At 69.7% G+C, this 25951-nt stretch carries 24 protein-coding genes; 4 read left to right on the top strand and 20 right to left on the bottom strand.

All coding sequences use genetic code 11. From position 1 onward, the window contains the following. The first annotated feature begins 77 nt into the window (after positions 1–77). Positions 78–2219 (top strand): ATP-binding cassette domain-containing protein, encoded by a 2142-nt coding sequence (locus ACIPV2_RS10425; RefSeq protein ID WP_400840961.1) that lies wholly within the window; start codon positions 78–80, stop codon positions 2217–2219. Between the two features lie 50 nt (positions 2220–2269). Here the strand turns inward: ACIPV2_RS10425 and ACIPV2_RS10420 are convergent, their stop codons facing one another. From ACIPV2_RS10420 to hemE, 11 genes are all read right to left on the bottom strand, one after another. Continuing rightward, positions 2270–2722 carry a hypothetical protein gene (locus ACIPV2_RS10420; RefSeq protein WP_400840959.1) on the bottom strand — a complete coding sequence of 151 codons (453 nt, stop codon included), beginning with the start codon at positions 2720–2722 and terminating at the stop codon, positions 2270–2272. A gap of 106 nt (positions 2723–2828) precedes the next feature. After that, positions 2829–4142 carry a glutamate-1-semialdehyde 2,1-aminomutase gene (locus ACIPV2_RS10415; RefSeq protein ID WP_400840957.1) on the bottom strand — a complete coding sequence of 438 codons (1314 nt, stop codon included), beginning with the start codon at positions 4140–4142 and terminating at the stop codon, positions 2829–2831. 135 nt (positions 4143–4277) lie between these two features. Next, on the bottom strand, positions 4278–5261 hold the full coding sequence (hemB, locus tag ACIPV2_RS10410) for a porphobilinogen synthase (RefSeq protein ID WP_400840956.1): 984 nt from the start codon (positions 5259–5261) through the stop codon (positions 4278–4280). Then, positions 5258–6055: a uroporphyrinogen-III synthase gene (locus tag ACIPV2_RS10405; protein WP_400840954.1), complete on the bottom strand. Its 798-nt coding sequence runs from the start codon at positions 6053–6055 to the stop codon at positions 5258–5260. Before ACIPV2_RS10405 ends, hemB begins: the two co-directional genes overlap by 4 nt. Before the next feature lie 11 nt (positions 6056–6066). Beyond that, entirely contained in the window at positions 6067–7053 is a 987-nt protein-coding gene (gene hemC / locus ACIPV2_RS10400; protein ID WP_400840952.1) for a hydroxymethylbilane synthase, read from the bottom strand. Further along, complete coding sequence (gene hemQ / locus ACIPV2_RS10395; protein WP_101187774.1) at positions 7050–7727, bottom strand: hydrogen peroxide-dependent heme synthase; 678 nt, start codon at positions 7725–7727, stop codon at positions 7050–7052. The genes hemC and hemQ overlap by 4 nt, the downstream gene beginning before the upstream one ends. Positions 7728–7786: 59 nt before the next feature. After that, a complete protein-coding gene (locus tag ACIPV2_RS10390; protein WP_400840948.1) occupies positions 7787–8095 on the bottom strand; it encodes a hypothetical protein in 309 nt (102 codons plus the stop codon). Continuing rightward, positions 8082–8492 carry a phage holin family protein gene (locus ACIPV2_RS10385; RefSeq protein ID WP_400840946.1) on the bottom strand — a complete coding sequence of 137 codons (411 nt, stop codon included), beginning with the start codon at positions 8490–8492 and terminating at the stop codon, positions 8082–8084. The genes ACIPV2_RS10390 and ACIPV2_RS10385 overlap by 14 nt, the downstream gene beginning before the upstream one ends. Before the next feature lie 3 nt (positions 8493–8495). Next, positions 8496–8891: a hypothetical protein gene (locus ACIPV2_RS10380; RefSeq protein WP_400840944.1), complete on the bottom strand. Its 396-nt coding sequence runs from the start codon at positions 8889–8891 to the stop codon at positions 8496–8498. Positions 8892–9030: 139 nt separating this feature from the next. Next, positions 9031–10497, bottom strand: coding sequence for a protoporphyrinogen oxidase (hemG, locus tag ACIPV2_RS10375; RefSeq protein WP_400840942.1), 1467 nt, complete (start codon positions 10495–10497; stop codon positions 9031–9033). Between the two features lie 106 nt (positions 10498–10603). After that, positions 10604–11617, bottom strand: a complete 1014-nt coding sequence (gene hemE, locus ACIPV2_RS10370; protein WP_400840940.1) for a uroporphyrinogen decarboxylase — start codon at positions 11615–11617, stop codon at positions 10604–10606. Between the two features lie 139 nt (positions 11618–11756). On the opposite strand from hemE, the gene ACIPV2_RS10365 reads away from it, so the two are divergent. Then, a complete protein-coding gene (locus tag ACIPV2_RS10365) occupies positions 11757–13040 on the top strand; it encodes a glutamyl-tRNA reductase (RefSeq protein ID WP_400840938.1) in 1284 nt (427 codons plus the stop codon). Positions 13041–13060: 20 nt separating this feature from the next. On the opposite strand, the gene ACIPV2_RS10360 is transcribed toward ACIPV2_RS10365, so the two are convergent. After that, entirely contained in the window at positions 13061–13723 is a 663-nt protein-coding gene (locus ACIPV2_RS10360; RefSeq protein ID WP_400840936.1) for a hypothetical protein, read from the bottom strand. 116 nt (positions 13724–13839) lie between these two features. Between ACIPV2_RS10360 and ACIPV2_RS10355 the strand changes: the two genes are divergently transcribed. After that, a complete protein-coding gene (locus ACIPV2_RS10355) occupies positions 13840–14415 on the top strand; it encodes an HhH-GPD-type base excision DNA repair protein (protein ID WP_400840934.1) in 576 nt (191 codons plus the stop codon). Between the two features lie 59 nt (positions 14416–14474). Here the strand turns inward: ACIPV2_RS10355 and ACIPV2_RS10350 are convergent, their stop codons facing one another. The 7 genes from ACIPV2_RS10350 to ACIPV2_RS10320 all read right to left on the bottom strand — a co-directional run bounded on the left by ACIPV2_RS10350 (position 14475) and on the right by ACIPV2_RS10320 (position 23394). Further along, positions 14475–15137: a hypothetical protein gene (locus ACIPV2_RS10350; protein ID WP_400840932.1), complete on the bottom strand. Its 663-nt coding sequence runs from the start codon at positions 15135–15137 to the stop codon at positions 14475–14477. Between the two features lie 38 nt (positions 15138–15175). Then, complete coding sequence (locus ACIPV2_RS10345) at positions 15176–15649, bottom strand: adenylyltransferase/cytidyltransferase family protein (protein ID WP_400840930.1); 474 nt, start codon at positions 15647–15649, stop codon at positions 15176–15178. Positions 15650–15767: 118 nt separating this feature from the next. Beyond that, positions 15768–16982 carry an endo-beta-N-acetylglucosaminidase H gene (locus ACIPV2_RS10340; RefSeq protein WP_400840928.1) on the bottom strand — a complete coding sequence of 405 codons (1215 nt, stop codon included), beginning with the start codon at positions 16980–16982 and terminating at the stop codon, positions 15768–15770. Between the two features lie 39 nt (positions 16983–17021). Next, positions 17022–20240, bottom strand: a complete 3219-nt coding sequence (locus ACIPV2_RS10335) for a GH92 family glycosyl hydrolase (RefSeq protein ID WP_400840926.1) — start codon at positions 20238–20240, stop codon at positions 17022–17024. Beyond that, on the bottom strand, positions 20237–21163 hold the full coding sequence (locus tag ACIPV2_RS10330; protein WP_400840924.1) for a carbohydrate ABC transporter permease: 927 nt from the start codon (positions 21161–21163) through the stop codon (positions 20237–20239). The genes ACIPV2_RS10335 and ACIPV2_RS10330 overlap by 4 nt, the downstream gene beginning before the upstream one ends. After that, positions 21160–22047 carry a carbohydrate ABC transporter permease gene (locus tag ACIPV2_RS10325; protein WP_400840922.1) on the bottom strand — a complete coding sequence of 296 codons (888 nt, stop codon included), beginning with the start codon at positions 22045–22047 and terminating at the stop codon, positions 21160–21162. The genes ACIPV2_RS10330 and ACIPV2_RS10325 overlap by 4 nt, the downstream gene beginning before the upstream one ends. A 54-nt stretch (positions 22048–22101) precedes the next feature. Continuing rightward, positions 22102–23394 carry an ABC transporter substrate-binding protein gene (locus ACIPV2_RS10320; protein ID WP_400840920.1) on the bottom strand — a complete coding sequence of 431 codons (1293 nt, stop codon included), beginning with the start codon at positions 23392–23394 and terminating at the stop codon, positions 22102–22104. 142 nt (positions 23395–23536) lie between these two features. On the opposite strand from ACIPV2_RS10320, the gene ACIPV2_RS10315 reads away from it, so the two are divergent. Next, the gene (locus ACIPV2_RS10315; protein WP_400840918.1) at positions 23537–24841 is read left to right on the top strand and encodes a glycosyl hydrolase; all 1305 of its coding nucleotides are present in this window, start codon (positions 23537–23539) and stop codon (positions 24839–24841) included. On the opposite strand, the gene ACIPV2_RS10310 is transcribed toward ACIPV2_RS10315, so the two are convergent. After that, on the bottom strand, positions 24814–25872 hold the full coding sequence (locus ACIPV2_RS10310; protein WP_400840916.1) for a LacI family DNA-binding transcriptional regulator: 1059 nt from the start codon (positions 25870–25872) through the stop codon (positions 24814–24816). The two genes, ACIPV2_RS10315 and ACIPV2_RS10310, sit on opposite strands and share 28 nt — an antisense overlap. Positions 25873–25951 lie beyond the last annotated feature (79 nt).

Below are 25951 nucleotides of genomic sequence, written 5' to 3'. Positions count from 1 at the left end.
GTTCCGGCAGGTGAAGCGCAGATTCTCCCAGGTTTCCGCGAAGATGGAAGAGATTGTCCCGAACAGGAGAGGTCGCCATGCCCGAAGGACAGGTGCTCGAGTTCACCCAGGTCACAAAGCGCTTCGGCGCTGTGACCGCCGTTTCCGACCTCTCCGTCCGTGTGGCGCCGGGCGCCGTCACCGGATTCCTCGGCCCGAACGGTGCCGGGAAGACCACGTCGCTGCGCATCCTGCTCGGCCAGATCCGCCCCACCTCGGGCAGCGCGACCATCGGCGGTGCGAGCTACTCCGACCTGCGTCACCCGCTGCGGACCATCGGCGCCGTGCTCGAGGAGTCGGCGTACCGCCCTCGGCGCACCGCGAGTCGTCAGCTGATGCTCGCCGCCAAGGCGAACGGCATCCCTTCTGCTCGCGTCGATGAGGTGCTGCACCTGGTCGGGCTGCAGGACGACGGGGACACCCGCCTGGGCAGCTATTCACTCGGCATGCGTCAGCGTCTGGCTGTCGCATCGGCGCTGCTCGGCGACCCCGGTGTGCTCGTGCTCGATGAGCCGGCCAACGGGCTCGACCCCGAGGGCATCCGCTGGATGCGTCTGCTGATGCGCCGCCTCGCCGACGAGGGACGCACCGTGCTGGTCTCCTCTCACGTGCTGAGCGAGATCGAGCAGGTCGCCGACGACGTCGTGGTGCTCTCGAAGGGCCGTGCGGTGCACGCCGGCCCGATCTCGGAGCTCGCGGATGCCTCGGGCGGCGCCGTCGTGGTGGATGCCGAGAACCGTGCGCCGCTGATCACGGCGCTGTCGGCCGCCAAGCTCGACTTCGACGTGCTGCGCTCTGGTGTCACCGTGCGCGATTCCGACTCGGCCGCAGTCGGCGCAGTCGCCGCCGAAGCCGGCGTCGCCCTGACGATGCTGCAGCAGCGCGGGCCCAGCCTCGAGGAGGTCTTCCTCGACCTCGTCTACGGTCGCCGCGCCGACAGCCCGCGCCTCGACACATCCGCGAACCGGGTCGCCCACGCGTCGGACTCGGCGAGCGGAGCCGGAGCCGCAGACGCCCAGCCCGTCGCTGCTGGCGAGACGGATGAAGCTGCGGCTGACGCCGTCGACGCCGATGCGGATGCCAATGCAGAGCACCCCGCCGCTGGCGCGGCCGACGCGGCCCTGGTCGCGGGCGGCGTGCCGCTCTCGGGCGCGGCTGCGGTGGTCGCCGACGGCGGCGCCGTCGCAGCGGCCGGCACCGGATACGGAGCAGCGCCGACTGACACCATCCCCGCAATCGAAGACGCTCCGGACGGCGACGTGGACGCCGACACCACCGCAGACACGGCGACGCCGGAGAACGCCGAGGCGGACGCGCAGGATGCTGCTCAGGCAGCGGACGGCGAGATCGGGGCGGAGGCGGATGACGAGAAAGCCGCGTCGTCGGCATCCGACCAGGCGCCGGACAGCGTGGAGGCCGACCGGGCGTCGGACCGCGTGGAAGCCGACCAGCCGACCGAGCACGCGGACGACACGGATGCGGCCGACAGCGACGCGGACGCCGCTCTCGCCGAAACGCGCGAAGGTGCGGATGACGATGACACTGCTGACCGAGCAGCAGTCGCCGACGGCACCGATTCCGACGGTGACGACGATTCGGAGCTCGACGCAGCAGGGGACGCTGCGTCCTCGCATGAGGCTGGCGCAGCCGAGCAGAGCGACGACGACCTGGTCGACGGCGTGGTCGAGAGTGCTCGCATCGGTGAACACCCGGACTCGGACGGACAGGCTGAGGGCGACGAGCAGTCGGACGAGACGCGTCCGCTCATCCTTCCCCTCGCGACCGAGGCCGTCACGCTGCCGTCCACGACCGTCGAGCCGACTTTCACCGAGCTGATCACGGGCCTGCCTGCCTCGGTCACCACCGAGGGTTCCGACAGCCCGGCCCCCGCGACCGAGGCCATCTCGATCATGACGCCCAAGCTCTCGAGCGACGACGACGATGACGCGATCGACGACGGGGACGACGACCCGCGGCTCGCTGCGATGCGCACCTCGCTGTCGGCGGCGGCGAGCCGGTTCTTCGAGGGCCCGGCGCCCGACTACCCGTACAGCTCACGCGCCCAGCGGCGTGAGGAGTCGGCCGAGGCGAATGCCGACGATGCACCGGATCGCGGCGACGGCGAGCCGCGTCAGGACCCCGCACACCACGACGGCGACCAGAGCCACCAGCAGCGCTGACGCGCGGGATCGTCGACCCCGCCGTTCCGGTTGAGCCCCCGCCGTTCCGGTCAGGCGGTGCGGGGCCGCGGCCGGATGACCGGTCGCTGGCGCTGCTTCTGCACCGGCACGGAGCCGGTCGCGATGTCCGCGACATCCTCGGGCTGATCGCTGACCTCGAGCCGCAGCGCCTGGGTCAAGGCGAGCCCGTGGCGGGTCGTGAGGATGAGCCGCTGGAACTGCGCGTCGCCATCGAGATCCACCACGACGCTGGGCCGGCGGCGCCGGATCAGCACGAAGTCCGTGGTCTCCGCGGCCTTCCACGTTCCCGCGGCGAGGATTCCGGGGATGTGCGTGCCGGGTCCCGGCACTCCGCGCAGCCAGGTCCAGGCATCCTGAGTCAGCTGCACCTTGGTGATGTGCTCGCGCTCGACGCGCACGTTCTCACGGTGGAAGGTCGATGCCCGCTCGATCGGCGAGAGAACGATCTCAAGTCGAGTCTGATCCAGCAGCAGGGTCACCATGCGACCAGTCTGCCAAAGCGGCCGACCGACACGCCCACGACTTGCTGACAGGACGGCAACGATCCTGTTGTGCTGAACCGGCATGGCCGGTTCAGCACAGACGGGGTCAGGCGGATGCCGCGGCTGCGGCCGCCGCGGGCAGAGCGGCCTCGATGGCGGCCAGCTCGTCGTCGCCGTGCGCGGCCGTGAGGAACCACGCCTCGAACACGCTGGGCGGCAGCGCCACACCCTGCTCGCGCATGGAGTGGAAGAACGGGGCGTACCGGAACGACTCCTGCGTCTGAGCGATCGCGTAGTCGCGCGGCGCCTCAGGCAGAAAGGCGACGCCGAACAGGCTGCCGGCGCGCGGCACCGCGTGCACCACGCCGGCAGCCGTCAGCGCGGCGTCCAGCGAGGTGGCGAGCCGTCCGGCTGCGGCATCGATGCGCGCGTACACCTCGGGCGTCGCGAGCCTGAGGGTCGCGATGCCGGCCGCGACCGAGAGCGGGTTCCCCGACAGCGTGCCCGCCTGGTACACGGGTCCGACGGGTGCCAGCATGTCCATGACTGCGGCGCTGCCGCCGAGCGCGGCCAAGGGCATCCCACCGCCGACGACTTTGCCGAACGTGATGATGTCGGGCACGTACTGCTCGCCCGCCTCCTGCTGCAGCCCCCAGAAACCGGCGGGGTGCACGCGGAATCCGGTGAGCACCTCGTCGAGGATCATCAGCGCGCCGTGCGCGTGGGCGGTGTCGGCGATGAGCCTGTTGAAGCCGGGCAGCGGAGCGACGACGCCCATGTTCGCCGACGCCGCCTCGACGATCACGGCGGCGATGCGCTCGCCATGCTCGGCGAAGACCGCGGCCAGGGCATCCGGGTCGTTGTAGTCGATGACGAGCGTCTGCGCGGCGATCGGCGCAGGCACGCCGGCCGACCCCGGCAGCGCGAGCGTGGCGACGCCGGAGCCTGCGGCGGCGAGCAGCCCGTCGGAGTGGCCGTGGTAGTGGCCCGAGAACTTCACCAGCAGGTCGCGCCCGGTGGCGCCGCGGGCCAGGCGGATCGCCGTCATGGTCGCCTCGGTGCCCGTCGAGACCAGGCGCACGCGTTCGACCGGTCGCACCTCGCCGTGGCGCACCCGCTCGGCGATCAGCTGCGCGAGCTCGACCTCGCCCTCGGTGGGGGCGCCGAACGAGAGGCCGCGCGTCGCGGCATCCTGGACCGCCTGCACCACCTCGGGATGCGCGTGGCCGAGCAGTGCCGGACCCCACGACGCGACGAGGTCGACGTACTCGCGCCCGGCGGCATCCGTCACGCGGGCGCCGGAAGCGGATGCCAGGAACCGCGGCGTTCCGCCGACCGAGCCGTACGCGCGCACCGGCGAGTTCACGCCGCCGGGGATCACGGAGCGGGCGGTGTCGAACAGGGAGTCGTTGCGGTCCATGCATCCAGCCTACGGACGCCGGCTATGAGCGGCGCCGGGCTCGGGCAGCGAACACGGATGCACATGTTTCCCCGAACAGCACAGGCATCGGCCGATTCCGTGTGCAGAACGGGGAGAAGTGTGCGGCCGCGCGCCTCAGCGGCTCCGCAGCCAGCGTGCGGCTTCGACCGCCCAGTAGCTGAGGACAACGTCGGCACCGGCACGGCGGATCGACATGAGCGACTCGAGCACGGCGGCGCGGCGGTCGATCCAGCCGTTCGCCGCGGCGGCCTCGATCATCGCGTACTCGCCCGACACCTGGTACGCCCACACCGGCACGTCGACGGCATCGCGCACCTCGCGCAGCACGTCCAGGAACGCCATCGCGGGCTTGACCATGACGATGTCGGCGCCCTCGTCCTGATCGAACAGCGCCTCGCGCACGCCCTCGCGACGGTTGCCCGGATCCATCTGGTAGGTGCGCCGGTCGCCCTGCAGCTGCGAATCGACGGCCTCGCGGAACGGGCCGTAGAAGGCGCTGGCGTACTTGGCCGAATAGGCCAGCAGCAGGGTGTCGTGGAACCCCTCGTCATCGAGCGCTTCGCGGATCACCGCGACCTGCCCGTCCATCATGCCGCTGAGACCCAGCAGCTGGGATCCTGCGCGAGCCTGCGCGAGAGCCATCGAGGCGTAGCGCTCGAGTGTGGCGTCGTTGTCTACTGCTCCTGCAGGAGTCAGCACACCGCAGTGACCGTGGTCGGTGAACTCATCGAGGCAGAGGTCGGTCTGCACGACGAGGGCATCGCCCACCTCCGCTGCCAGCGCGGTCGTGGCGACGTTGAGGATGCCGTCTGGATCATCAGCGCCTGATCCGATCGCGTCGCGCACGGCCGGCACACCGAACAGCATCACTCCGCCGAGACCGGCCTCGGCGGCATCCGTCGCCGCAGCTTTCAGCGAATCCAGGGAGTGCTGCATGACACCCGGCATCGAGCCGATCGGTGCGGGCTCGGCGAGACCCTCGCGCACGAACATCGGCAGCACCAGCTGACGCGGCTCGAGCGAGGTCTCGCGCATGAGATCGCGAATCGGAGCGGACTGACGAAGACGGCGCAGCCGCGCCTCGGGGAAGCGGCTCACGGTGCGAACTCGTCTGCCGCGTGCGGAAGGGTGAACCGCGAGACAGTGTCTATCAGCGCGTCGACCGTCTGCTTGTCGGCGATGGCGGTGACCGGCAGGCCCGCCTTCTCGGCGTCCTTCGCCGTACGCGGGCCGATCGCCGCGAGCAGCGTGGTCCCGGGGATCTCGGGGAACTGCTCGCGCACCTGCTTGGCAACCGAGCCGCTCGTGATCAGGATCGCGTTGATCCGGCCGTTCTCCACGTCGCGGCGGATCCGCTCGGTGACCGGCACTCCGACCGTGCGGTAGGCCACCACGCTGTCGACGTCGTGCCCCGCCTCGGTGAGCATGACCGAGAGAACCGGCTTGGCGATCTCGCTGCGCAGGGTGAGGATGCGCTGCGCGTCGGGCTCGATCGAGATGATCTTCTCGGCCATCCCGGCGGCGGAGTTGTCGAGCTCCGGCATGAGCGCGACGTCGTATCCGACGGCCTGCAGCGCCGCGGCGGTCGTCTCACCGACGGCGGCGACCTTGGTCCTCGACGGAATCGCGACGCGATGCGCGTACAGCACGTCGACCGTCGTGGCGCTGGTGATGGTCAACCAGTCGTACTCCCCGGCCTGCAGGCGACCGAGGGCCGCATCGAGGGCGTCCTGATCGGTGGTCGGGGCGAAGTTGATGAGAGGCGCCACCACGGGCACCGCCCCCATCGCACGCAGGCTGGCAGCGACACTGTCACCCCAGGGTCCACCCCGTGGCACGAGAACGCGCCAGCCGTCGAGCGGCCTGGCGGTCTTGGTTTCGGAAGCAGTCATCACGATCACTCTCAGGGCAGGAGGTCGGCCGCTCCCTGTTCGAGCAGCCGATGGGCCGCAGAGTCGCCGAGCTCACGAGCCGTGCGCATCGGGTCTGCACCATCGGCAGCATCCGCTCCGTTGCCGCTGCCGTTCCGTCGAATATACCCCCTGTTCAGGGGCTCGGAGACGTCCAGTCCGATTCGGCGTCCGCCACCGGGTTCGTAGACGACGGCGCGCAGACGGATGCTGTCGCCGGTGACGACCGCGTGGGCCGCCATGGGCGCCTGGCATCCGGCCTCGAGCCCGGCCAGCACGGCTCGCTCCACCGTCACCGCGATGCGGGTGTCGAGATGGTCGAGTCGCGCGAGTGCGTCGAGCAGCTCCGACGGCGCATCGGCCGTGGTCTCCACCGCGAGCGCACCCTGCCCCGGCGCGGTCGGCCATTCGGCGAGACCCAGCTCCTCACGACGCAGGCTCGTCTCCGAGCCGAGGCGCGTGAGGCCCGCGGCGGCGAGGATCACGGCATCGAGCTCGCCGGATGACACCCGCTCGAGACGGGAATCGACGTTGCCGCGGATGTCGACCACCTCGGCGTGTGGTGCACGACGCCGCACCTGGGCGATGCGGCGCGGCGAGCCGGTGCCCACCGTGCTGCCGTGGCGCAGCTCGTGCAGGGGCGTGCCGCCGCGCGTGATGACGACGTCCCTGGCATCCGCCCGCGGCGGCGTCGCCGCGATGACCAGCTCAGCGGGGACGGCGGTGGGCAGGTCCTTCAGCGAGTGCACGAGGATGTCGCACTCCCCCGCGATCAGCGCCTCGCGCAGGCGGTTGGCGAAGATGCCGGTTCCGCCGATCTCCGACAGGGATGCCCGGTTCGTGTCGCCCTCCGAGACGATCGGCACGAGCTCGACCGGCCGACCGGCGACCGCTGCGAGCGCGTCGGCGACATGGCCGGACTGCGCCTGCGCGAGCGCGCTGCGCCGGGTGCCGAGGCGGATCGGGGTCTGCGTGCTCACTGAAGCACTTCGGCGATCTCGTCGAGACGCAGGCGGCGCCCGGTGTAGAAGGGCACCTCCTCCTTCACGTAGCGACGCGCCTCGGTGTAGCGCAGGTCGCGCATGAGGTCGACGAGCTCGGTCGCCGAATCCGACTCGAGCGGCAGCAGCCACTCGTAGTCGCCGAGCGCGAACGCGGCGACGGTGTTGGCGATCACGCCGGTGAACGCGGCCCCCTTGCGCCCGTGGTCGGCGAGCATCTTGCGGCGCTCGGACTCCTCGATCAGGTACCACTCCGGCGTGCGCACGAACGGGTAGAGGCAGAGCCACTGCTTGGGCTCGACCCCGCGGAGGAAACCGGGCACGTGAGCGCGGTTGAACTCGGCGTCGCGGTGCACGCCCATGACGTTCCAGACGGGCAGCAGGTTGCGCAGCAGGTCGGTGCGGCGCAGACGCCTCAGGGCGCGCTGCAGCTCTTCGACGGTGTCGCCGTGCAGCCACACCATCAGGTCGGCATCGGCCTTCAGGCCGCTGACGTCGTAGAACCCCCGGACGCTGACCCCGGAGCTCTCGATGTGGCCGACGAGCACTTCGAGCTCGCTCTCGTCGGTCTCGATCGCGGGCGCGTCAGGGTTTCTGCCCCAGACGGCCCACAAGGTGAATCCAGACGGGTTGTCATCGCGCGTTTCGGACATGCTTCCAGTCTGCCCCTTCTCAGCGAAGGCGGCGAACCCGGCGGTGCTGCGCGGCGTTCTCAGCGCGAGATCGCGCGGGCGATCGCCCACACGAGCCCGCCGACGGCGGCTGCCGTCGCGACGACGGCCGCTCCGGCGCCAGCCGGATTGCGATGCGCGAAGGCGCGAGCGCGCACGACGCCCCGCGCCGTCGCCTTCTCGATGCGGCGGGGGAAGTTCCCCCGCACCTCGATGGCGGCGAGCGCCGCGCGCAGCTCGGCACGGGCCGAGGCGACGGGATCGGTGATCCCCGCCGGCACGACCGTACGCGGAACCTCGGCGGTGGTGAGGGCGGCGCTGGGCAGTGCCGTCTTCTCAAGATCGGTCATTGGCGGAGTCTCCCTTGATGATGCGCACATCGGTGGCGACGGCCTGGCCGGGGTTCTGGCGCTTCATGACCTTGCGGAACCGCGCCAGCCCGAGCAGGGCGAAGATCACGGTACAGACGAGCAGGAAGCCGAACACGGCGAGCGCCGAGAGCCAGGCTGGCCACCACGAGCTCAGCCCGATGATGGCGAACGCCAGCAGCACCGGGATCGCCCAGAACAGCAGGAACAGCACGATGACGAACCACAGGCTGCCGATGCCGGCATCCTTCGCCGTGCGCGAGATCCACGCCTTCGCGGCGTTGACCTCCGCAGTGACGAGGTTGCGCACCAGCTCGGGAAGGTCCCCGAGCAGGGTCAGCAGGCTGTCGTCGGCGCGGTCGCGGTATCCGCGGAGCATGCCTCAGCCCTTGTTCTTGGGCGTGGTGCCCTCGGAGCCGACCGGCTTCGCGGGAGCCATCGTGTCACCCAACGTCGAGTCGTGCGAGTCCTTCGCGTCGGCGACCTTCTCCGCCGCGTCCTTCGTGGCGTCGATCGCGCCGTCGAGCTTCTCGCCGGGGGTGCCCGACTTCGAGACGGCCTTCACGACCTTCACTGCGCCGGTCCAGACGGCACCGGGAACAGCGGCGGCCTGCGACTTCGCGAAGTCCTGCACGCGCGAGACCTGCTCCTGCACGGGATCGAGGTTCCACACCTTGAGCCACTGCGTCTTGATCTGCTCGTAGCGCTCGCGTCCGGCTCGACTGCCGAGGACGTAGCCCGCGCCGATGCCGATGACGAGTCCGATCTTTCCCTTCATGAGGGCCTCCTGACGTTGGTTGCGGCCTCTTTCGCGTTCCAGGGTAGCCACATATTCCGCATTCGGCATCTACCCTTGCGCCGGAGGCCCGTTCGATGTAACAGCGCGCCGCCGGTTCGGTCCCGGGACAGGACTCCGATCAGTCCCAGAGCAGGCTCGCGCGCAGCCGGTCCGCCTCGGCCACGGCATCCGGAACGACCTGCGCGAGCCCGGTGCCCGCGACCCACGCCCCCACCACTCCGAGGCCGGGAGAGGCGGTCACCGCCGTCCGGATCGCGGCGCGCCGCTCTGTGGCGCCGATCAGCGAGGTCGGCTGGGCCTGCACGTACCGCGCGCGGTGAGCGGCGAGCAGCTGCGGTGGGCGCAGGGCTACGCCGAGCAGGGCGGATGCCTCGGACAGCGCGAGCGCGGAGGCCGCATCGTCATCGAGGGCTGCGGTCGCCGCCGGCTCTCCCTGACTGCCGAACGACAGGCGCACGAGGTGGCGACCCCGAGCGGCATCGCGCACCCAGCCCCACTTGACCGTGGAGTGGGTGAGCGCCTTCGCCGTGTGACTGCCCGGCACCGTGAGCACACCGCTGCCGCGGGGTGCGGCGTCGAGCTCCGGAGCGTCGAGCAGCAGCGTGACGATCTCGATCTCGGGGGCGTGGCCGGCATCACCGAGGCCCGGAACGTGCGCGTCGATGAGCTCGCGCGCGGAGGGCTCGGCTGTCGCCACGATCACACCGGTGGCACGCAGAGGGGTCCCGGCATCGGCACCCGGGTTCTCCTGGGACAGCGGCGCGATCTCGACCGCCCAGTTCTCGCCTTCGCGAGCGAGGCGGGTGACGCGGGTGCCGGTGCGGATGTCTACGCCATACGCGACGAGGTCGGCGCGCAGCGCCTCGACCAGCCGGCCCATGCCACCGACGAGTCCGAGAACCGCTGCTCCAGGCGCCTTGCCCTTGCGCTCGGCCGCCAGCACGCCGACCGCTCCGGTCAGCGAGCCGATGCGTGTGAGAGCGGCATTGAGCCCAGGGGCGGCGACGTCGGTGTCGACGTCATCGGGATCAGCCGAGTACACGCCCGCGGTCACCGGCGCCACGAGCCGGTCGCGCACCCGGTCACCCATCCGCGAGCTGACCAGCTTGCCGAGGCTGCGCTCATGCCCGATGGTCAGCGGCGGGCGCAGACGGTCGAGGTACGCCCGCCACGCTCCCCGCCAGCCGATGATGCGCCGCACGTCGTCCTGGAAGGGGTTGGCCGGGATGCCGAGCAGGCTGCCCTTCGGGAGCGGTGCGTCGGGGGCGCCCGGGATGCCGCTCAGCCACGCGCCGCCGCCCTGCGGTGGCACGACCGCGTCAGCGAGGCCCAGCTCGTCTATCAGCGCCCGCACGTGACCGCCGCGAGTCGCGAAGCTCTCGGCGCCCGCATCGATGGCGATGCCGTCGAGCTCGGCGGTGCGGATGCTGCCACCCAGCGCCTCCGATGCCTCGAGCAGCGTCACGCGCATGCCGACCTTCGCGCATTCCCGGGCGGCGACCAGACCGCCGATGCCTCCGCCGACGACGACGACGTGCTGCTGCGCCGCTCGCGCGGCGAGTTCGGGGGAATGCTCGCGGATCATGCTCCGATTCTTCCACCGTGGCCTGTGGAGCGGATGCCCGTGGCTGCCGTTCATAACCCGCGAGCCCGATGCTGGGGAGCCAGCGCCCGCTACCCGCAGGCTGGCGTCAGAGCTCGCCGTGGGCGAGCTGCACGATGCGGGTCAGCTGATCGGGATCGGTCTCAGGCGGCACGCCGTGCCCGAGGTTGAGGATGTGGCCCTTGGCGCCCTGTCCGCGGGAGATCACGTCGCGGACGTGCGCCTCGAGCACCGGCCACGGCGCCTGCAGCATGGCCGGGTCGATATTGCCCTGCACCACGGTGTCGGGTCCGACGATGCGGATCGCCTCGTCGAGCGGCATCCGCCAGTCGACGCCGACCGCATCCGCGACGCCGTCGAGACGCATGTCTGCGAGGAAGGGTCCGGTGCCGACTCCGAAGTGGATGCTGGGCAGCCCGATCCCCTCGAGCGCCGCCTTGGAATGCGGCGCGATGTGCGCGCGGTAGTCGGCGGTGCTGAGCGAGCCGGCCCACGAGTCGAAGAGCTGCACGACCGAGGCGCCGGCGTCGCGCTGGATCTCGAGGAAGCGGCGCGAGATGCGCGAGAGCCAGCCGGCCAGAGCGTTCCACGCGTCGGGGTCGGCGTGCATCATCGCGCGGGCGCGCAGGTGCTCCTTCGACGGTCCGCCCTCGATCAGGTACGCGGCGAGAGTGAAGGGTGCACCGGCGAAGCCGATCAGCGGGGTGTCGCCGAGCTCCGCGACGGTCAGACGCACGGCCTCGGCGACGGCAGTGCCGTCGAGGTCGGCGGGGTCGATCTGGGTGATGCGCGCGACGTCGTCGGCCGTGCGCACGGGGCTGGCGAACACCGGCCCGCGGCCGGGTTCGATCTCGACATCGACGCCCGCGAGACGCAGCGGGATCACGATGTCACTGAAGAACACCGCCGCATCGACCTGGTGCCTGCGCACCGGCTGCAGGGTGATCTCGGATGCCAGGTCGGGGGTGAGACAGGCATCCAGCATCCGGGTGCCGACCCGCAGCTCGCGGTACTCGGGCAGCGACCGCCCGGCCTGACGCATGAACCAGACGGGGGTGCGCTCGGGGGTCTCGCCGGCGAGCGCGCGCAGCAGATCACTCATGCCGCCATCCTTGCACCGCACGCCTATGCGTGCGCCGGGCCGTGCCCCAGGCCACGACCCGGCCGCGCGCGGAGACCCGATGCGTCGGGTTAGGTCGGCCTTGGATGCCTCCCACAGCAACGCGACGTAGACTTGTGGGGTGCTGATCTGCGTGACGGCGAGTCACAAGACCGCCTCTTTCGAACTGCTCGAACGCCTCAGCCGCCAGCCCGAGACCGTCGCCCCCAGCCTGATGGCTGCCGGCGTGCAGGGAGCCGTCGTGCTCGCGACCTGCAACCGATTCGAAGCCTATGTCGAGGCCGAGGAGGTGGACTCGGAGGCGGTGATCGAGACGGTCGCGCGGGCCACCGGCATCCCCTCCGCAGATCTCGACGGCTCGTATCACGTGGTCGAGGACCCGCACGTCGCCGAGCACCTGTTCGCCGTCGCATCGGGCCTGGAGTCGGTCGTGTCGGGCGAGGGCGAGATCGCCGGTCAGGTGCGCCGCGCCCTCAGCGGCGCGCGGGAGCAGGGCACCACCTCACCGCAGCTGGAGCGTCTCTTCCAGCGCGCCAGCCAGGCCCAGCGCAAGGTCAAGAACGTCACCGCGCTGCACCGCGCCGGTCGCTCGCTCGTGCGCCTCTCACTCGAACTGGCCGACAGCCGCATCGCCGACTGGAGCGCCGAGCGCGTGCTGCTCGTCGGCACGGGCTCGTATGCCGCGGTCACCCTCGCGACCCTGCGCGAGCGCGGCGCCGTCGACATCTCCGTCTACTCCCCGTCAGGCAGAGCCCTGCCGTTCGCCAAGAAGCACGGCGTCCGTCCGGTCGCCTCCGACGATTATGCGAGCGTCGCGCAGGCCTCGTCGCTTCTGATCACCTGCACCTCCGCCGAGATGGTCCTGGGACCGGCGCAGTTCGATCGCCAGCCGGGTGCGGCCGCCGGATGCCCCTCGACAAGCTCAGGGACCCACCCGCACACCCACTCGCAGCTCGTCATCGATCTCGGGATGCCGCGCAACGTCGATCCCGCCGTCGCGCACCTCGAGGGCGTCGCCCTGCTCGACCTCGACACCATCCGCCTGCACGCCCCGCTCGAGGAGCTGCATGCGACCGATGCCGCGCGCGACGTCGTGCGCGAGGCGGCGGAGAGCTTCCATCTCGACGGCTCGCGTCAGAGGGTGACCCCCGCGGTCGTGGCACTGCGCACCCATATCTTCGGTCTGCTGGAGGCGGAGATCGACCGCGCCCGTCGGCGCGGCGACGAGAACGGCCACGTCGAGCAGGCCATGCGTCACCTCGCCGGCGTGCTGCTGCACACGCCCACGACCCGCGCTCATGAGCTCGCGGCCGAGGGGCGTGCGGACGAGTTCCACGCCGCGCTCGAGGCGCTGTACGGCCTGAGTGCCGAATCGGGCGTCACGTCCGACGCCGCCACCGCCTGAGCGCGTAGACACAGCTCGTCTCAGAACGGCAGATCGCGAGATCCCGGAGGAGCGATGATGAGGCCGGTGATCCTGCCGGAGCCGTTGTAAGCGACCCGTGCGATCCATTCCCCGGCCTCGTGGCGCAACGTGGTCTGCACGATCGCTCCGTTCGCGAAGGCCCGGTTGAGCAACGTGTTCAGCGCATTCGTACCACCGGGGGTCTGCACGGTCAGCTCGGCGGAAGACTCAAGGCGTCCGGAGACGGCGACAACCTGGTTCCACACGCCCATCATCTTCCTCTTGCTGAGCAGGCGAGCACAGGCGTAGGTCATCTGCGATCGCACTGCTTCGTAGTCCCCCGCGTCCAGACTCTCGAACACCGTGCGGGTTCGTTCCAGCAGGTCGTGGGTCTGCTCCGACCCCGTGTGCCCTTCGTCCCGGTGCCTCGCCGCACCTCCAAACCTCTTGAATGCGGCTTGGCGACTCACCCCGAGCGCATCCCCGATCGCCTGCCACGACACCCCGGAGGCACGCGCCGAGACCACCATCTCGACGAGCAGCGCCTGCGATCGATGCACCAACTCGTCAGCTCGACCGATGGCCGCGGTCGCGCCATGCACATCGGGTCCCGCACCTGCCGCTTCAACGATCGCCACGAGTTCGGTCAGGGAGAGTTCATGATGTCGGGGATTCTCGCTCATGCGGCGACTCTATGAGCAGATGTTGTGCGTGTCAACGAACGGATGACGTGCACATCCTTTGATCGCCGCCAGCAGAGCGGGGGGCAGCAGACCAGACTGCCTGCCAGACTTGTCTTATGGCCCTTCACATCACCGGAGACACCGCCGCAGACGACCTGCTCACGAAGAACCCGCTGGCCCTGCTGGTGGGAATGCTGCTCGACCAGCAGGTGCCCATGGAGACCGCGTTCGCCGGCCCGTTCAAGATCGAGCAGCGCACCGGAGCGACGGATGCCGTGGCGATCGCCGGCATGGATCCGGATGCCTTCCTCGAGGCGTTCAAGCAGACACCGGCCGTGCACCGCTTCCCCGGTTCCATGGCTGGGCGCGTGCAGACACTGTGCCAGACGCTCGTCGACGAGTGGGGCGGGGACGCATCCGCGCTGTGGACGACCGGCGACCCGGACGGACCCGAAGTGCTGAAGCGCCTGAGGAAGCTGCCCGGCTTCGGTGAGCAGAAGGCGAAGATCTTCCTGGCGCTGCTCGGCAAGCAGTACGGATTCACCGGTGCCGGGTGGCGCGAGGCATCCGCGCCCTACGGTGAGGAGAACGCCCACCGCAGCGTCGCCGACATCGTCTCGCCCGAGTCGCTGACCAAGGTGCGCGAGCACAAGAAGGCGATGAAGGCGGCCGCGAAGGCCGCGAAGGCCTGAGGCGGTTCAGCCGCGGCCGACCGCGCGACCGACCCCGCGACAGGCGCAGACGCTGAGAATCAGGTGGCCGACCCGTACACGGCGGTCGATCCGCGAACCGGGCGCAGCGCGAGAACGATCGCGGCCACACCGAGAAACGCCACCGCCGATGCTGTCATGAGACCGATCAGCGAGAACAGTGCGATCAGCTGCGTCTGATCGGTGACCGCTCCCGACGATGCGACGAGGTTGGGGACGAGTTGCGCGACGACAACGGCGACCAGCGCCCACAGGGGCGCCCATCTCCACGGCTTCGGCACGACGCCTGCTCGCCCGATCTGCGCTGTCGCGATGAGCGCCAGCGCCACGCTGATGAGCTCGGTCGCGATGCTCGCGACCGTGACGGTCGAGTAATAGGCGTCGGCGCCGCGTTCGATCGGACCGTCGCGGGTGACGAGCATCCACAGCACCGGCGCCACCGCGACCGTCCAGGCGACGAGCGCGACGATCGCGCCGGTGCCGAGAGGCCGGCGCGCGGTGACGCTGCCTGCGGACCCCAGCCCGATAGCGAAGATCACCGCGCCGAGCCCGAACAGCAGGCTCGCGATGTCGAAGGGCAGCCCGAATGTGAGTTCCGGGGGCACCACCGTGGCGAGCGCCGAGAGGACGAACAGCACTCCGCCGGTCATCCAGGTGTCTCGGCGAGCGCGAGCACCGTCGTCGTTCGCACTCACCTCGATCATGAGGTCACCCTAGCGGGGTGCCCGCCGATCGAGCCGGATCAGCCGCGTGCGAGGCGCTCGGCTTCCTTCGCGGCGACGATCTTGCGCAATCCCGAGCTCGAGAAGCGGTGCTTGCGGCTGTTGAAGTACAGCTCGATTCCGGCCTCTTCGCAGTAGCTGCGCCCGGTGAAATCGCGCTCGATGTACTCGTCGCCGACGATGCGCACGTCGAGCTTGAACGAACGGAGGATGTCCTCCAGGTCCTGCTCGGTCGAGTAGGGGACGATCTCGTCGACGTACTCGCAGCCGCGCAGCTGGATGTAGCGCTCGACGACGGTCTGCGTCGGCGCGTTCTTCTCAGGGCGATCCAGCGTCGGGTCCATCTGCAGACCGCAGATCAGATAGTCGCACTGCCGCTTCGCCTCGGCGAGCATCATGATGTGCCCTGCGTGCAGCAGGTCGAAGGTGGAGAAGGTGATCCCCACCCGCGGCCCCGGGTTGTAGTCCTCGTGCTTCTTGACGGTCTCGCTCATGGCGTCCTTCCGAATCGGCTCCAGAAGATTCTATTGGGACGCAACGCGGGTAACCGACGCGGCGACCGTGTGAGACGGCTGCGGCAGCGGATCCGCTGCCGCAGCCGTCTCCTGGGTCTCAGCGGCAGGCCGGGACGGCGTACTGCTGCACGAGGTCCAGCGTGCCGTCGGGGCCGGTGACGCTGACCGTCAGTGAGCCGTCGACCGACGTGCCGCGCTCGGCATGCTGCACCATGACGCGGGTTGCGCCGTCACGTACGCGGTCGAACACCCGGGTGCCGATCGACGAGAGGACCTTCGCGCTGAGCACGGCGTCATCCTCGCTGTCGATGCGCACCTTCAGCTTCACCTTGCCTCCCGCGCAGGTCGCCTGCACGTCGACGGCGACGTCGTACCACGGCGCCTGGTAGGCGGTGGCGCGACCGGTGAGGACCTCGGTGATCGGCGAGAGGTACGCCGAGTGGTCGGCCGCGGTGAGGTTGTACGTCACGTACACGCCATAGCCCTCGTCGACCGTGCGCTGCGCGAGCTGGGTGGCGCGGTCGAGGCTGGTCTGCGTGAGGTCGACCGCGGCGGCGCCGAGCTGGTCCTTCGCCAGGCCGGCCAGCTGCGGCGGGTTCCACGCGCCGTAGTACGGGTTCCACGAGTAGTCGAGGTACTGCGACGCGCCCGTGCCCTCCCAGTCGGTGACGTCGTACGACGGGCCGATGTTGTACAGCGTGATGAGCTTGTCCGGGCCGAGACGGTCGCGCAGCTCGTCGAGCAGGTAGGCGAAGGAGGTGGCGTTGGGCTGGGCGGTGTCGTTGTTGCCGTAGCCCGACCACTCATCATCGAAATCGATGCCGTCGAGGCCGTACTGCTCGACCGCGTCGGCGAGCTGATCGGCGAAGGCCCCCGCGCTCTCGCGGGAGGTGAAGTTCGCGAAGCCGGCACCCTGGTGGTTGCCGAGCACCGAGAGCAGCACCTTGGTGCCGCGCTCCTGCACAGGACGGATCTGCGTCTCCGCCTGCTCGAGCGTCGCAGTGACCTGGTCGTTGAAGTGCAGGTACGCCTGCTGCTTCTCGACGTCGTAGTTGATGTTGGCTGCGAAGATCATCGCCACGTCGAATGCCGGGCGGTTGGTGCCCTCGAGCGTGTAGTCGGCGACGTTCGCGAACTCCTCGTTGTTGACCTCTACGTAGACGACGCGCTTCGGGTCGTCGGTCTCATCAGCGGCTCCGGTGGCGGCGCCGGATGCGGCCGCGGGCACGGTGAGTCCGGCGACGGCGAGGCCGAGCGCGGCCACAGCGGCGAGACCTGCCCGGCGCCTGCGGGGGGATGGGGAGCGGTTCATGACATTCCTTCCGATCTACTTCTTCGTTTCCGGGGGGAATCAGCGGCTCAGGTCGTACAGCTCGATCTGCCGCAGGGCGAGTGGCGCCGCCGTGGCATGCACGCGCAGCATGCGCGCGGTCACGGGCTTGGCGAACGTGAACGGGGTGGTGCGGTCGGCCGGCAGCGGCTCGCGGTGCGTGGTGGCGACGTCGCGCCACTGCTGTCCGTCGTCGCTGGCCTGCCAGACCCAGGCGTCCGCCGGCGTCTCGTCGGCGGCTGTGATCGTCACATCGGTGAACGTGCAGGGCGAGTCGAACGCCCACCCCGCATCTGCGGCGGTGAGCGCACCGGCGCCGACGTCGTCGAAGAGCAGGGCATCCGCCGCGGCGAGAGGTGCACCCTGAACGGAGGTCAGATCCGGATGCCAGGGAGGCGCCGTCTCCGGCCCGTCCCAGAGTCCGCCGTGCGCGGCCTCGTCGGCATCCGCCGTGAAGGTCAGCTCGAGCACGCGGTCTCCGGTGACGGCGTCGACCGGAAGCACCGCGCGAGTGAGCGCGACGCCGTCGAGAGTCGCGGATGCCAGGTATCGGGCATCCGGTGTCGATCGATGCGAGAGCACCCGGAGCGTCGACCCGTCGGCGCGGCGCACCCGGATGTCGTCGAAAAGCGGACTGCCGATTCGCAGTTCGCCGGAGGCGAGCTCGAGGGGGTAGAGGCCGATGGCGCCCCACAGCCACCACATGCTCATCTCGCCGTTGTCCTCGTCGCCAGGGAACCCCTGCCCGATCATCGCGCCGGCGAACAGGCGCCCGGCGAGCTGGTGGGCAAGGGCACCGGCCTGCCAGGGGCGGTCGCCGTGCACGTGCATCCAGGGGATGTGATGGGCGGGCTGGTTCGAGATCGCGCACATCCCACTGCGCTGCGCGCGCGCCTCGCGCTGCTCGTGGATGACCGTGCCGTAGCTGCCCCCGAACGCCGCGTCGCCGGTCTCGGGCTCGGCGAAGAGGCGGTCGAGGTGCGCACGCAGGGCGGCGCGGCCGCCGTGCAGCGCGGCGAGTCCGGCGCCGTCGTGCACGGCGCTGACCGACATGCCCCACGCATTGGTCTCGACGTTGTCGCCACCCCAGACCCGTGGATCGAAATCCTCGGCGAAGCGCCCTGAGATGTCGCGACCACGGAAGAACCCGGATGCCGGGTCGAACAGCGCCCGGTGAGACAGAGACCTGTTGCCGAAGTACCGCGCATACGCCGCGTACCGGGCGTTCCCGGTGGAGTCCGCGAGCCGGCGCGCGAAGCGGGCGATGCCGGCGTCCGACATCGCGTTCTCGAGGCTCCAGCTCATGCCCTCGGGCACGTCGCTCGCGACGTATCCCGCGAACCGGCCGCGGCCGATGCCCTTGCGACCCTTGCGCGGATCGTCGCTGCGCTCGCACGCGTTGCGCCACGCCGTCTCGAACGCCGCACGCTCGTCGAAGGCCACGCCCCAGCGCTCCGCGTCGGCGAAGATCTGATCGCTGGAGGTTCCGACCATCGAGTCGACGTAGCCCGGGGCGCTCCAGCGGGCCATCCATCCGCCGCGATGCGCCTGCTGAAGCAGGCCATCGAGCATCCGGCCGGCGCGTGGGGCGTCGAACAGGGCGAGCGCGGGCCAGGCGGTGCGATACGTGTCCCAGTAGCCGTTGTTCACGAACAGCTCGCCCTCGGCGACGGGTGCGCCGGTCGCGTCATCCCCGTGGGAGCCCGCGGGCACGGTGGGGTCGGCGAAGCGCAGCAGCGGCCGCTCGGGCGTGCCGATGTTCTCGGCAGTCGTGTTCGGGTACAGGTGCAGGCGGTACAGCGCCGAGGCGATCTGCGCGCGCGACTCGTCGTCGGCGAGGCCACGACGGGCGCGCTGCGACGCCTCGATCGGAGGTATCTCGACTGCGCCGAGCAGCGCGTTCCATTCGTCGCGAAGCGCATCGCGCAGCTCGTCGAAGCTGCGCGACGCGTCGAGTTCCTGCGCGAGCGCGCGTCGCGCCTGCTCGACGGAGAGGAATGACTGGGCAACGCGCACCTCGACGGCACCGAACGCAGAGATGTTGCCCACCGCGGTGTCCGTCTCGGACGCCGGCTGCATCGCATCCGTCGCCGCCTCGCCGATCATCATGCCCGCGAAGTAGGCGCGCGGCGGATTGCCCCAGTCGGCGGTGCCCTCTGGCGTCCACCCGTCGAAGGTGCCATCGGCGTGCATGCTGACGCGTCCTGCGCCATCGGGCGATCCGATTTCGAAGCCGACGGGGTCGCCGGGACTGTCTGCGGTGATGCGGAAGGCGCCGCCGTGGGAGGTCGCGGTCATCTCGACCTCGATGTCGCGCCCATCCGCGTCGCGCACGCGAGCGGCGTAGACGTACGGGCGGGCGTGCTCGCAACCGCTGACGATGCGAAGTGGCTCGCCATCAGGGATGCCTGTGAAGGGGCGCAGCTGCAGCACCCCGCGGTCTCCGATCCACGGGCTCGGCTGGTGTGAGAACTGCAACGCGGCCAGCGGTCGCCCTGCGGCGTCGTCGTGCACCGACCAGCGGTACGGCCAGCGGGTGTCGGAGACCTGCGTCGCGGGCGTGAGGAAGCAGAAGCCGTGCGGCACCGCGGTGATGGGGATGGTGTTGCCGCGGGAGAATCGGTCGCCGGAGTGGCTGCCGCGACGGGTGTCCACCCGCTCGGCCGGGGTGAGTACGTCGCCGGCGGAATCGGTCGGCGGCGCGAGATCATCCGTCCTGCTGCCGATGACGACCTCGACGAATCCCTCCACGGGTCCTTCTGGCAGCGCGGCGGACGCCGGCAGCGCCCGGGCGCCGAGCACGATCTCGATGCTCGCGCGCCGGCCGGCCCAGGGCTGCAGAGACACCGAATCGGCGTTCCACTGCTCTGGCATCGACCAGGCGGCTGCGAACTGCGCATCCGGAGTCATTCGCACGTCGTACCGGTCGCGCACCTCGTCGTCGTCGCTGAGACGCTCCGATCCAAGCCCGTCGGTGCTGTCGAAGACGACATCGATCGTCACCGCGAGGGCCGCGTGCGGCGCGTGCACGGCATCCGGCCCATCGGCGTAGAACGCCCAGTGCACCACGGCATCCGGGCCCACCTCGAAGCCGGTCAGCTCGGGAACCGCCACCCGCAGCACGCCCGCGGCGGGGTCGAAGCCGAACGCGTGGACCTGCCCGCCGAGCACACCGGCGAGAGGCCGGGACGACGGCGGATCCTCGGGACCCTCTGCCTTCCTCAGTTCGACCGATGTCATCCCTTGACAGCTCCCTCTTGCACTCCCTGGAAGAAGAAGCGCTGCATGACCGAGAACAGCACGATGATCGGAACGAGGGCGACCATGGTGCCGGCCGCGATGAGACGCGGGTCCGGCGAGAAGTTGCCGTTCAGGTACGCCATGCCGACCGTCAGCGTGTAGTTGTTCGGGTCGGTGAGCACCATGAGCGGCCACAGGTAGTCGTCCCACTGGCCGATGAACGTGAAGATGGCGACGACGCTGGCCATGCCCTTCACGTTCGGCCACACGATGTGACGGATGCGCTGCCAGGTGGTGGCGCCGTCGACGGTCGCGGCGTCGAGCACGTCCTGCGGGATCATCCGGCAGGCCGTCGCGATGAGCAGCACGTTCATCGCGCCGATGGCGCCGGGCAGGAACACGCCCAACAGGGTGTTCGCCAGGCCCAGCGAGTTGATCGTGAGCAGGTTCGCGGTGACCGTCACCTCACCTGGAAGGAGCATGGTCGACACCAGGATGCCGAGCGCGATGAACTTCCCGCGGAACTTCATGCACGCCAGCGCGTAGCCGCCGAAGACGGAGAGCACGACGTTGGTGATCACGGCGCCCGTGGCGATAAGCAGCGAGTGCCAGGCGTACGTGTACACCGGGATCAGGTCTGTGACCTTGATGTAGTTCTCGATCGTGGGATCGGTGGGGATGAAGCTCGGCGGGAACGAGTACAGGTCGTCGGCCGGGCCCTTGAACGAGGTCGCGAGCTGCCAGACGAACGGGCCGATGAAGAGCACCAGCACCAGGGTGAGCAGCGCGTAGCGGCCGATCAGACCGGCGATGGTCGGCTTGTTGAAGTCGCCCGAGCCCCTGCGCCGGAACCGGCGGTCGAGGCGCAGCTGCTGTGGCTGCGTCTGCTCGGGAGAAGCGGGCAGATCCTGGAGGACGCTCATGCGGGCACCTTCGTCTTCTTCTCGCGGTTCATCAGGGCGATCGCGACCAGCGGCACGAGCGTGAGCAGGAACAGCGCCACGCTGATCGCTGCGGCGTAGCCCAGGTTGCCGCTCAGGCCGGAGCCGACCTGACGGATCAGCATGACGATCGACATGTTGTAGCCGCCCGGGCCGCCGGTGCCGTTGGAGAGCACGTCGAGCTCGGTGAACACTCGCATGGCGGAGACGGCCACCAGCACCGAGATCAGCACCATCGCGCCGCGGACACTGGGGATGGTGACGCTGACGAAGCGGCGGAAGCTGCCCGCGCCGTCGAGCATCGCGGCCTCGTGCAGATCCTTGCCGACGTTCCCGAGGGCGGCGAGGTAGACGACCATGTAGTAGCCGAGGCCCTTCCACACGGTCAGCAGGATCGAGACGCCCAGCATCCACCAGCGGTCGACGAGGAATGCGATCGGCTGGTCGGTGATGCCCATCCACTGCAGACCCTCGTTGATGATGCCGCGGCTGTCGAAAAGCCAGCCCCAGATCAGCGCGACGACCACGACCGAGGCGATCACGGGGAAGTAGTACGTGGTGCGGAAGAGCGCGATCGCGGGGATGTTCTTCTCGACCAGCAGCGCCAGCAGCAGCGGCAGGAGCGTCAGCAGCGGCACGCACACGATCACGTAGATGAGACACGTGATCAGGGCGTACCGGAACTGCTCATCGGTCAGCAGGCGCTCGTACTGTGCGAAGCCCACCGGCTGCACCGGCTGCAGAGGCCGGGCGTCGGTGAAGCTCAGCACGACCGTGTTGATGAACGGCCAGAGCGAGAACACCAGCACCCATATGACGGCGGGCGCCAAGAGCAGCCAGGGTGTGAACCACCTGTGCGACTTCATGTTTCGGGCCTCTCTCGGGTGCTGGTGTTCGTGCTCGGTCGGACGCGGTGAGCGTCAGTTGTCGATGCGGTTGTCGTTGGCGTACTTCACGATCTTGTCGAGCGTGTCCTTCGCCGGAGCGTCGCCGCGGATGGCGAGGGCCATCTGCTGATTGAGGTAGTCGGTCATGCCGCCGGTCCACTGGAAGGGCGTGGCCTTCGCCTCGGGGATCGCGTCGAACATCACCTTCATGGCCTGCGCCTGAGCGGGGTCGAGGTCGGCGCCCATCGAGTCGACGACCGCATCCGCGCCCTCTGCGGTGCCCGGCGCGAAGCCGACGGCGAGCTTCACGAACTCGACCTGGTTCTCCTGGTTGGTCACGTACTCGGCGAACGCGAGCGCGGCGGGCTTGTTCTTCGAGTCGGCAGCGACGTTCACGCCCTGCACGAACAGCGGCGGGGTGCCGGGACGCGGGGTGGCGACGGTGTTCTCGAGCAGTGTCGGCGCCTTGGTGCGCAGGTCGCCGGCGAAGCCGGAGCCGCCGGTCGAGTAGGCGACCTTCTCCTGCAGGTACATCTCGGCGTTGCCGCCGTAGCTGCCGGTCAGCGACTCGGGCGGCATGGCGCCGGCCTTGTACGCGTCGGCGTACTTCTGCACGATCTCGACGGCCTCGGGGGTGTTGAAGACGAAGGCGCCGTCGTCGTCCATGATCTCGATGTCGGCCGACACGAACGTGTCGACACCGGGCATCGACGAGACCAGCTTGACCTTGCCGTCGGAGTCCGCGGCGACCTTCTTCGCCAGATCCAGCCAGGCATCGGTCGTGGTCGGCAGGTCGGCTTCAGTGAGTCCGTACTCGCCGAGCTGCGCCATGTTCCACCACGACTCGTCGCTGCCGAGGTACCAGGGCAGTCCGTAGGTGCCCTCGACGCCGAACTCGCTGTACGCGTCCCATGCGCCTTCGTTGTACTTGTCCTCGAGGTCGGGCGCGGCCTTGTCGAGGTCGAGCAGCTTGCCGGCCTTGACCAGCGGGAAGGCGACGTCCGGCGGCAGGTTCAGCACGTCAGGGAGGGTGTTCGAGTTCGCCTGGCTGAGGATCTTGTCCTGGTAGCCGTCACCGGGCTGGTCGATCCAGTCGATCGTGACGTCCGGGTGCTCGTCCTCGAATGCCGCGATGAGCTTCTCGAAGTAGGGAGTGAACTTCTCGTTCTTCAGCGACCAGGTCTGGAACTGGACGGTGCCGCTGAGCTCACCGTCAGTGTCCACGGGGCCTGCGTCGCCCGCGGGGGCGGCGCCGCCGGTGCAGCCGGCGAGTGCCAGCGCGGTGACCGCGGCGAGTCCGGTCGCGAGAGTGGTTCTGAACCTCATGGACGTTCTCCTTCGAAGGGTCCGGGATGCCTTCCCGCTTGGGAGGCGTCCACTACTAAACCGTTATAGTGTGAACTAGCATTACACAGGATCCCCCGATTCGTCCAGCGACGATCTCCGACCACGTCCAGAAAGACCTGCGATGTCTGCGAACCCTTCGGCCGCCGCTCCCCTCCGCTTCGGGGCGAACTACACCCCCTCCACCAACTGGATGCATTCCTGGCTCTCGCTCAACCTCGACGATGTGCGTCGCGACTTCGCGGGCCTCGCCGAACTCGGCCTCGACCACGTGCGCATCTTCCCCCTGTGGACCGTGCTGCAGCCCAACCGCTCACTGATCCGCGCCGAGGCGGTGGCCGACGTGCGCGCGGTCGTCGATGCGGGAGCGGAGTTCGGACTCGACGTCAGCGTCGACGTGATCCAGGGCCACCTGTCGAGCTTCGACTTCGTCCCGTCGTGGCTGTACACGTGGCACGACAAGAACATGTTCACGCACCCCGACGCGCTCAGCGGCCAGGTCGCGCTCGTCGAGCGTCTGTCCGAGGCGCTCGGCGACGCGGGCAACTTCCTCGGCTTCACAACCGGCAACGAGACCAACCAGTTCTCGGCTTCCGTGCATCCGTCCCCGTGGCCGGTCACCACGGCCGAGGCGTCGAACTGGATCACGACACTGCTCGACGCGGCCGACTCCACCGCCCCTGATCAGGAGCACGTGCACAGCGAGTACGACGCGGCGTGGTACCTCGACGGGCACGGCTTCACGCCGGCTCTCGCCGCCCGCCTGGGAGCCATGACGACCGTGCACTCGTGGATCTTCAACGGCACCGCGCAGCGGTACGGAGGTCGCTCCGCTGCCTCCGAGCGCCATGCCGAGTACATGATCGAGGTGTCGCGCGCATTCGCGACCGACCCGCAGCGGCGCACCTGGCTGCAGGAGGTCGGCGCCCCCTCGAACTGCCTGACCGAGGACGAGATGCCCGGCTTCCTCGAGGCGACCGTGCGCAACGCCGTCCGCACCGAAAACCTCTGGGGCGTCACCTGGTGGTGCTCGCACGACGTCAGCCGCACCCTCGTGGACTTCCCCGAGCTGGAGTACTCGCTCGGCCTCATCGACCAGTCGGGCGCCGCCAAGCCGATCGGCCACCGCTTCGCCGAGATCATCCCCGAGCTGCGCGAGCGCGGCCCGCGGGTGCCGCGCTCGCTGGGCATCGTGATCGAAGTCGAGGGCGTCGATGACACCCCGGTGAGCCGTGGCGCGCTGGCGCCCGGCGGTCCGATCTTCGAGGCGTGGGTGCAGGCCTGCGAGAGCGGGGTGGACGCCACCTTCGTGACGTCGGCGCAGGCGACGGATGCCACAGCGCTGGCATCCCGCGGGATCACCGAGCTGGTGCATCCCGACCTGTCGCAGCAGGTCGCGACCTACTCGTCGAACAACACCGTCGTCTGACGCTCGTCAGCCCCGGGACGCCCGGTGCTCTCGCGCACCGTGAGCACCGGCTTCGGCCCGGTGCGATCGGGCAGGATCTCCGGTGCGTCGATCTGCTCGAGCAGGAACGCCGCCGCCTGCTCACCCAGCCCGAAGGTGTCACGGGTGAGGCAGGTGATCGACGGGTGGATGAGGCCGGTCACGACCGAGTCGTCGAAGGATGCCAGCGAGATCTCCGCCGGAACGGCGACCCCCATCTCCTGGGTGACGCGCAGGCCGGCGATGGCCATCGTGTCGTTGTCGAAGACCACCGCGGTGGGTCGCTCGCGCCGGCTCAGCAGCGAGCGCATCACCGAGGTGACCTCGACCGGCGAGTAGTCGGTGGCGATCGTCTCACCCGTCACACCGCGGTCCGCCAGCGATGCGAGCACCTCGGATCGCAGTCGGGCGTGCTCGTACTCCGCTGGACCTGAGAGGTAGACCACGTCGCGGTGTCCGAGGCCGGCAAGGTAGCCGAACACCGTGTGCGCGGCCTGCGCATCGTCGAGCCAGATGGTCGCCGGGTCGTCGCTGCCAGACGGACTGCCGCCGATGACGACAGCCGGAAGCCCGAGCGAGCCGAGGATCTCGGGACGCGGGTCGTCCTCGCGGGGGTCGAGCACGATCACGCCGTCGACCTGGTTGGCGCTGCGCCAGCGGCGATATGTCGCGATCTCCTCGGCAAGGGAGTTCACCACGACGAGTTGCAGGCCCATCCGCCGCTCGGCGAGCGAGGACTGCGCGCCGGCGATGAGATCGGTGAAGAACGCCTCGGCGCCCAGCGTGCGCGCCGGACGGTTCACCGCGAAGCCCACGACCCCGGCCCGCGCGCCCACAAGGGCGCGAGCGGTCGAGCTCGGCCGCCACTGGTGATGATCGGCGATGGCGAGGATGCGCTGCCGGGTCTCTTCGCTCACGCCGGGGCGTCCGTTCAGCGCGAACGAGACCGCGCCCGGCGACACACCCGCCTGGCGCGCGATATCCGCGATGGTGACACGCTTGGACCGTGGCATAGACTCACCGTACTAGATCGTTTTAGTTACGATCGTCCCGCTGGGCCCCCGCTCGGCCGATCGCCCTCATTCTCCCACC

The organism is Microbacterium sp. NPDC089987 (assembly GCF_044748505.1).
Lineage (GTDB): Bacteria > Actinomycetota > Actinomycetes > Actinomycetales > Microbacteriaceae > Microbacterium.
The sequence above is the reverse complement of the archived record's forward strand: the minus strand, read 5'-3'. Positions and strand labels throughout refer to the sequence as shown.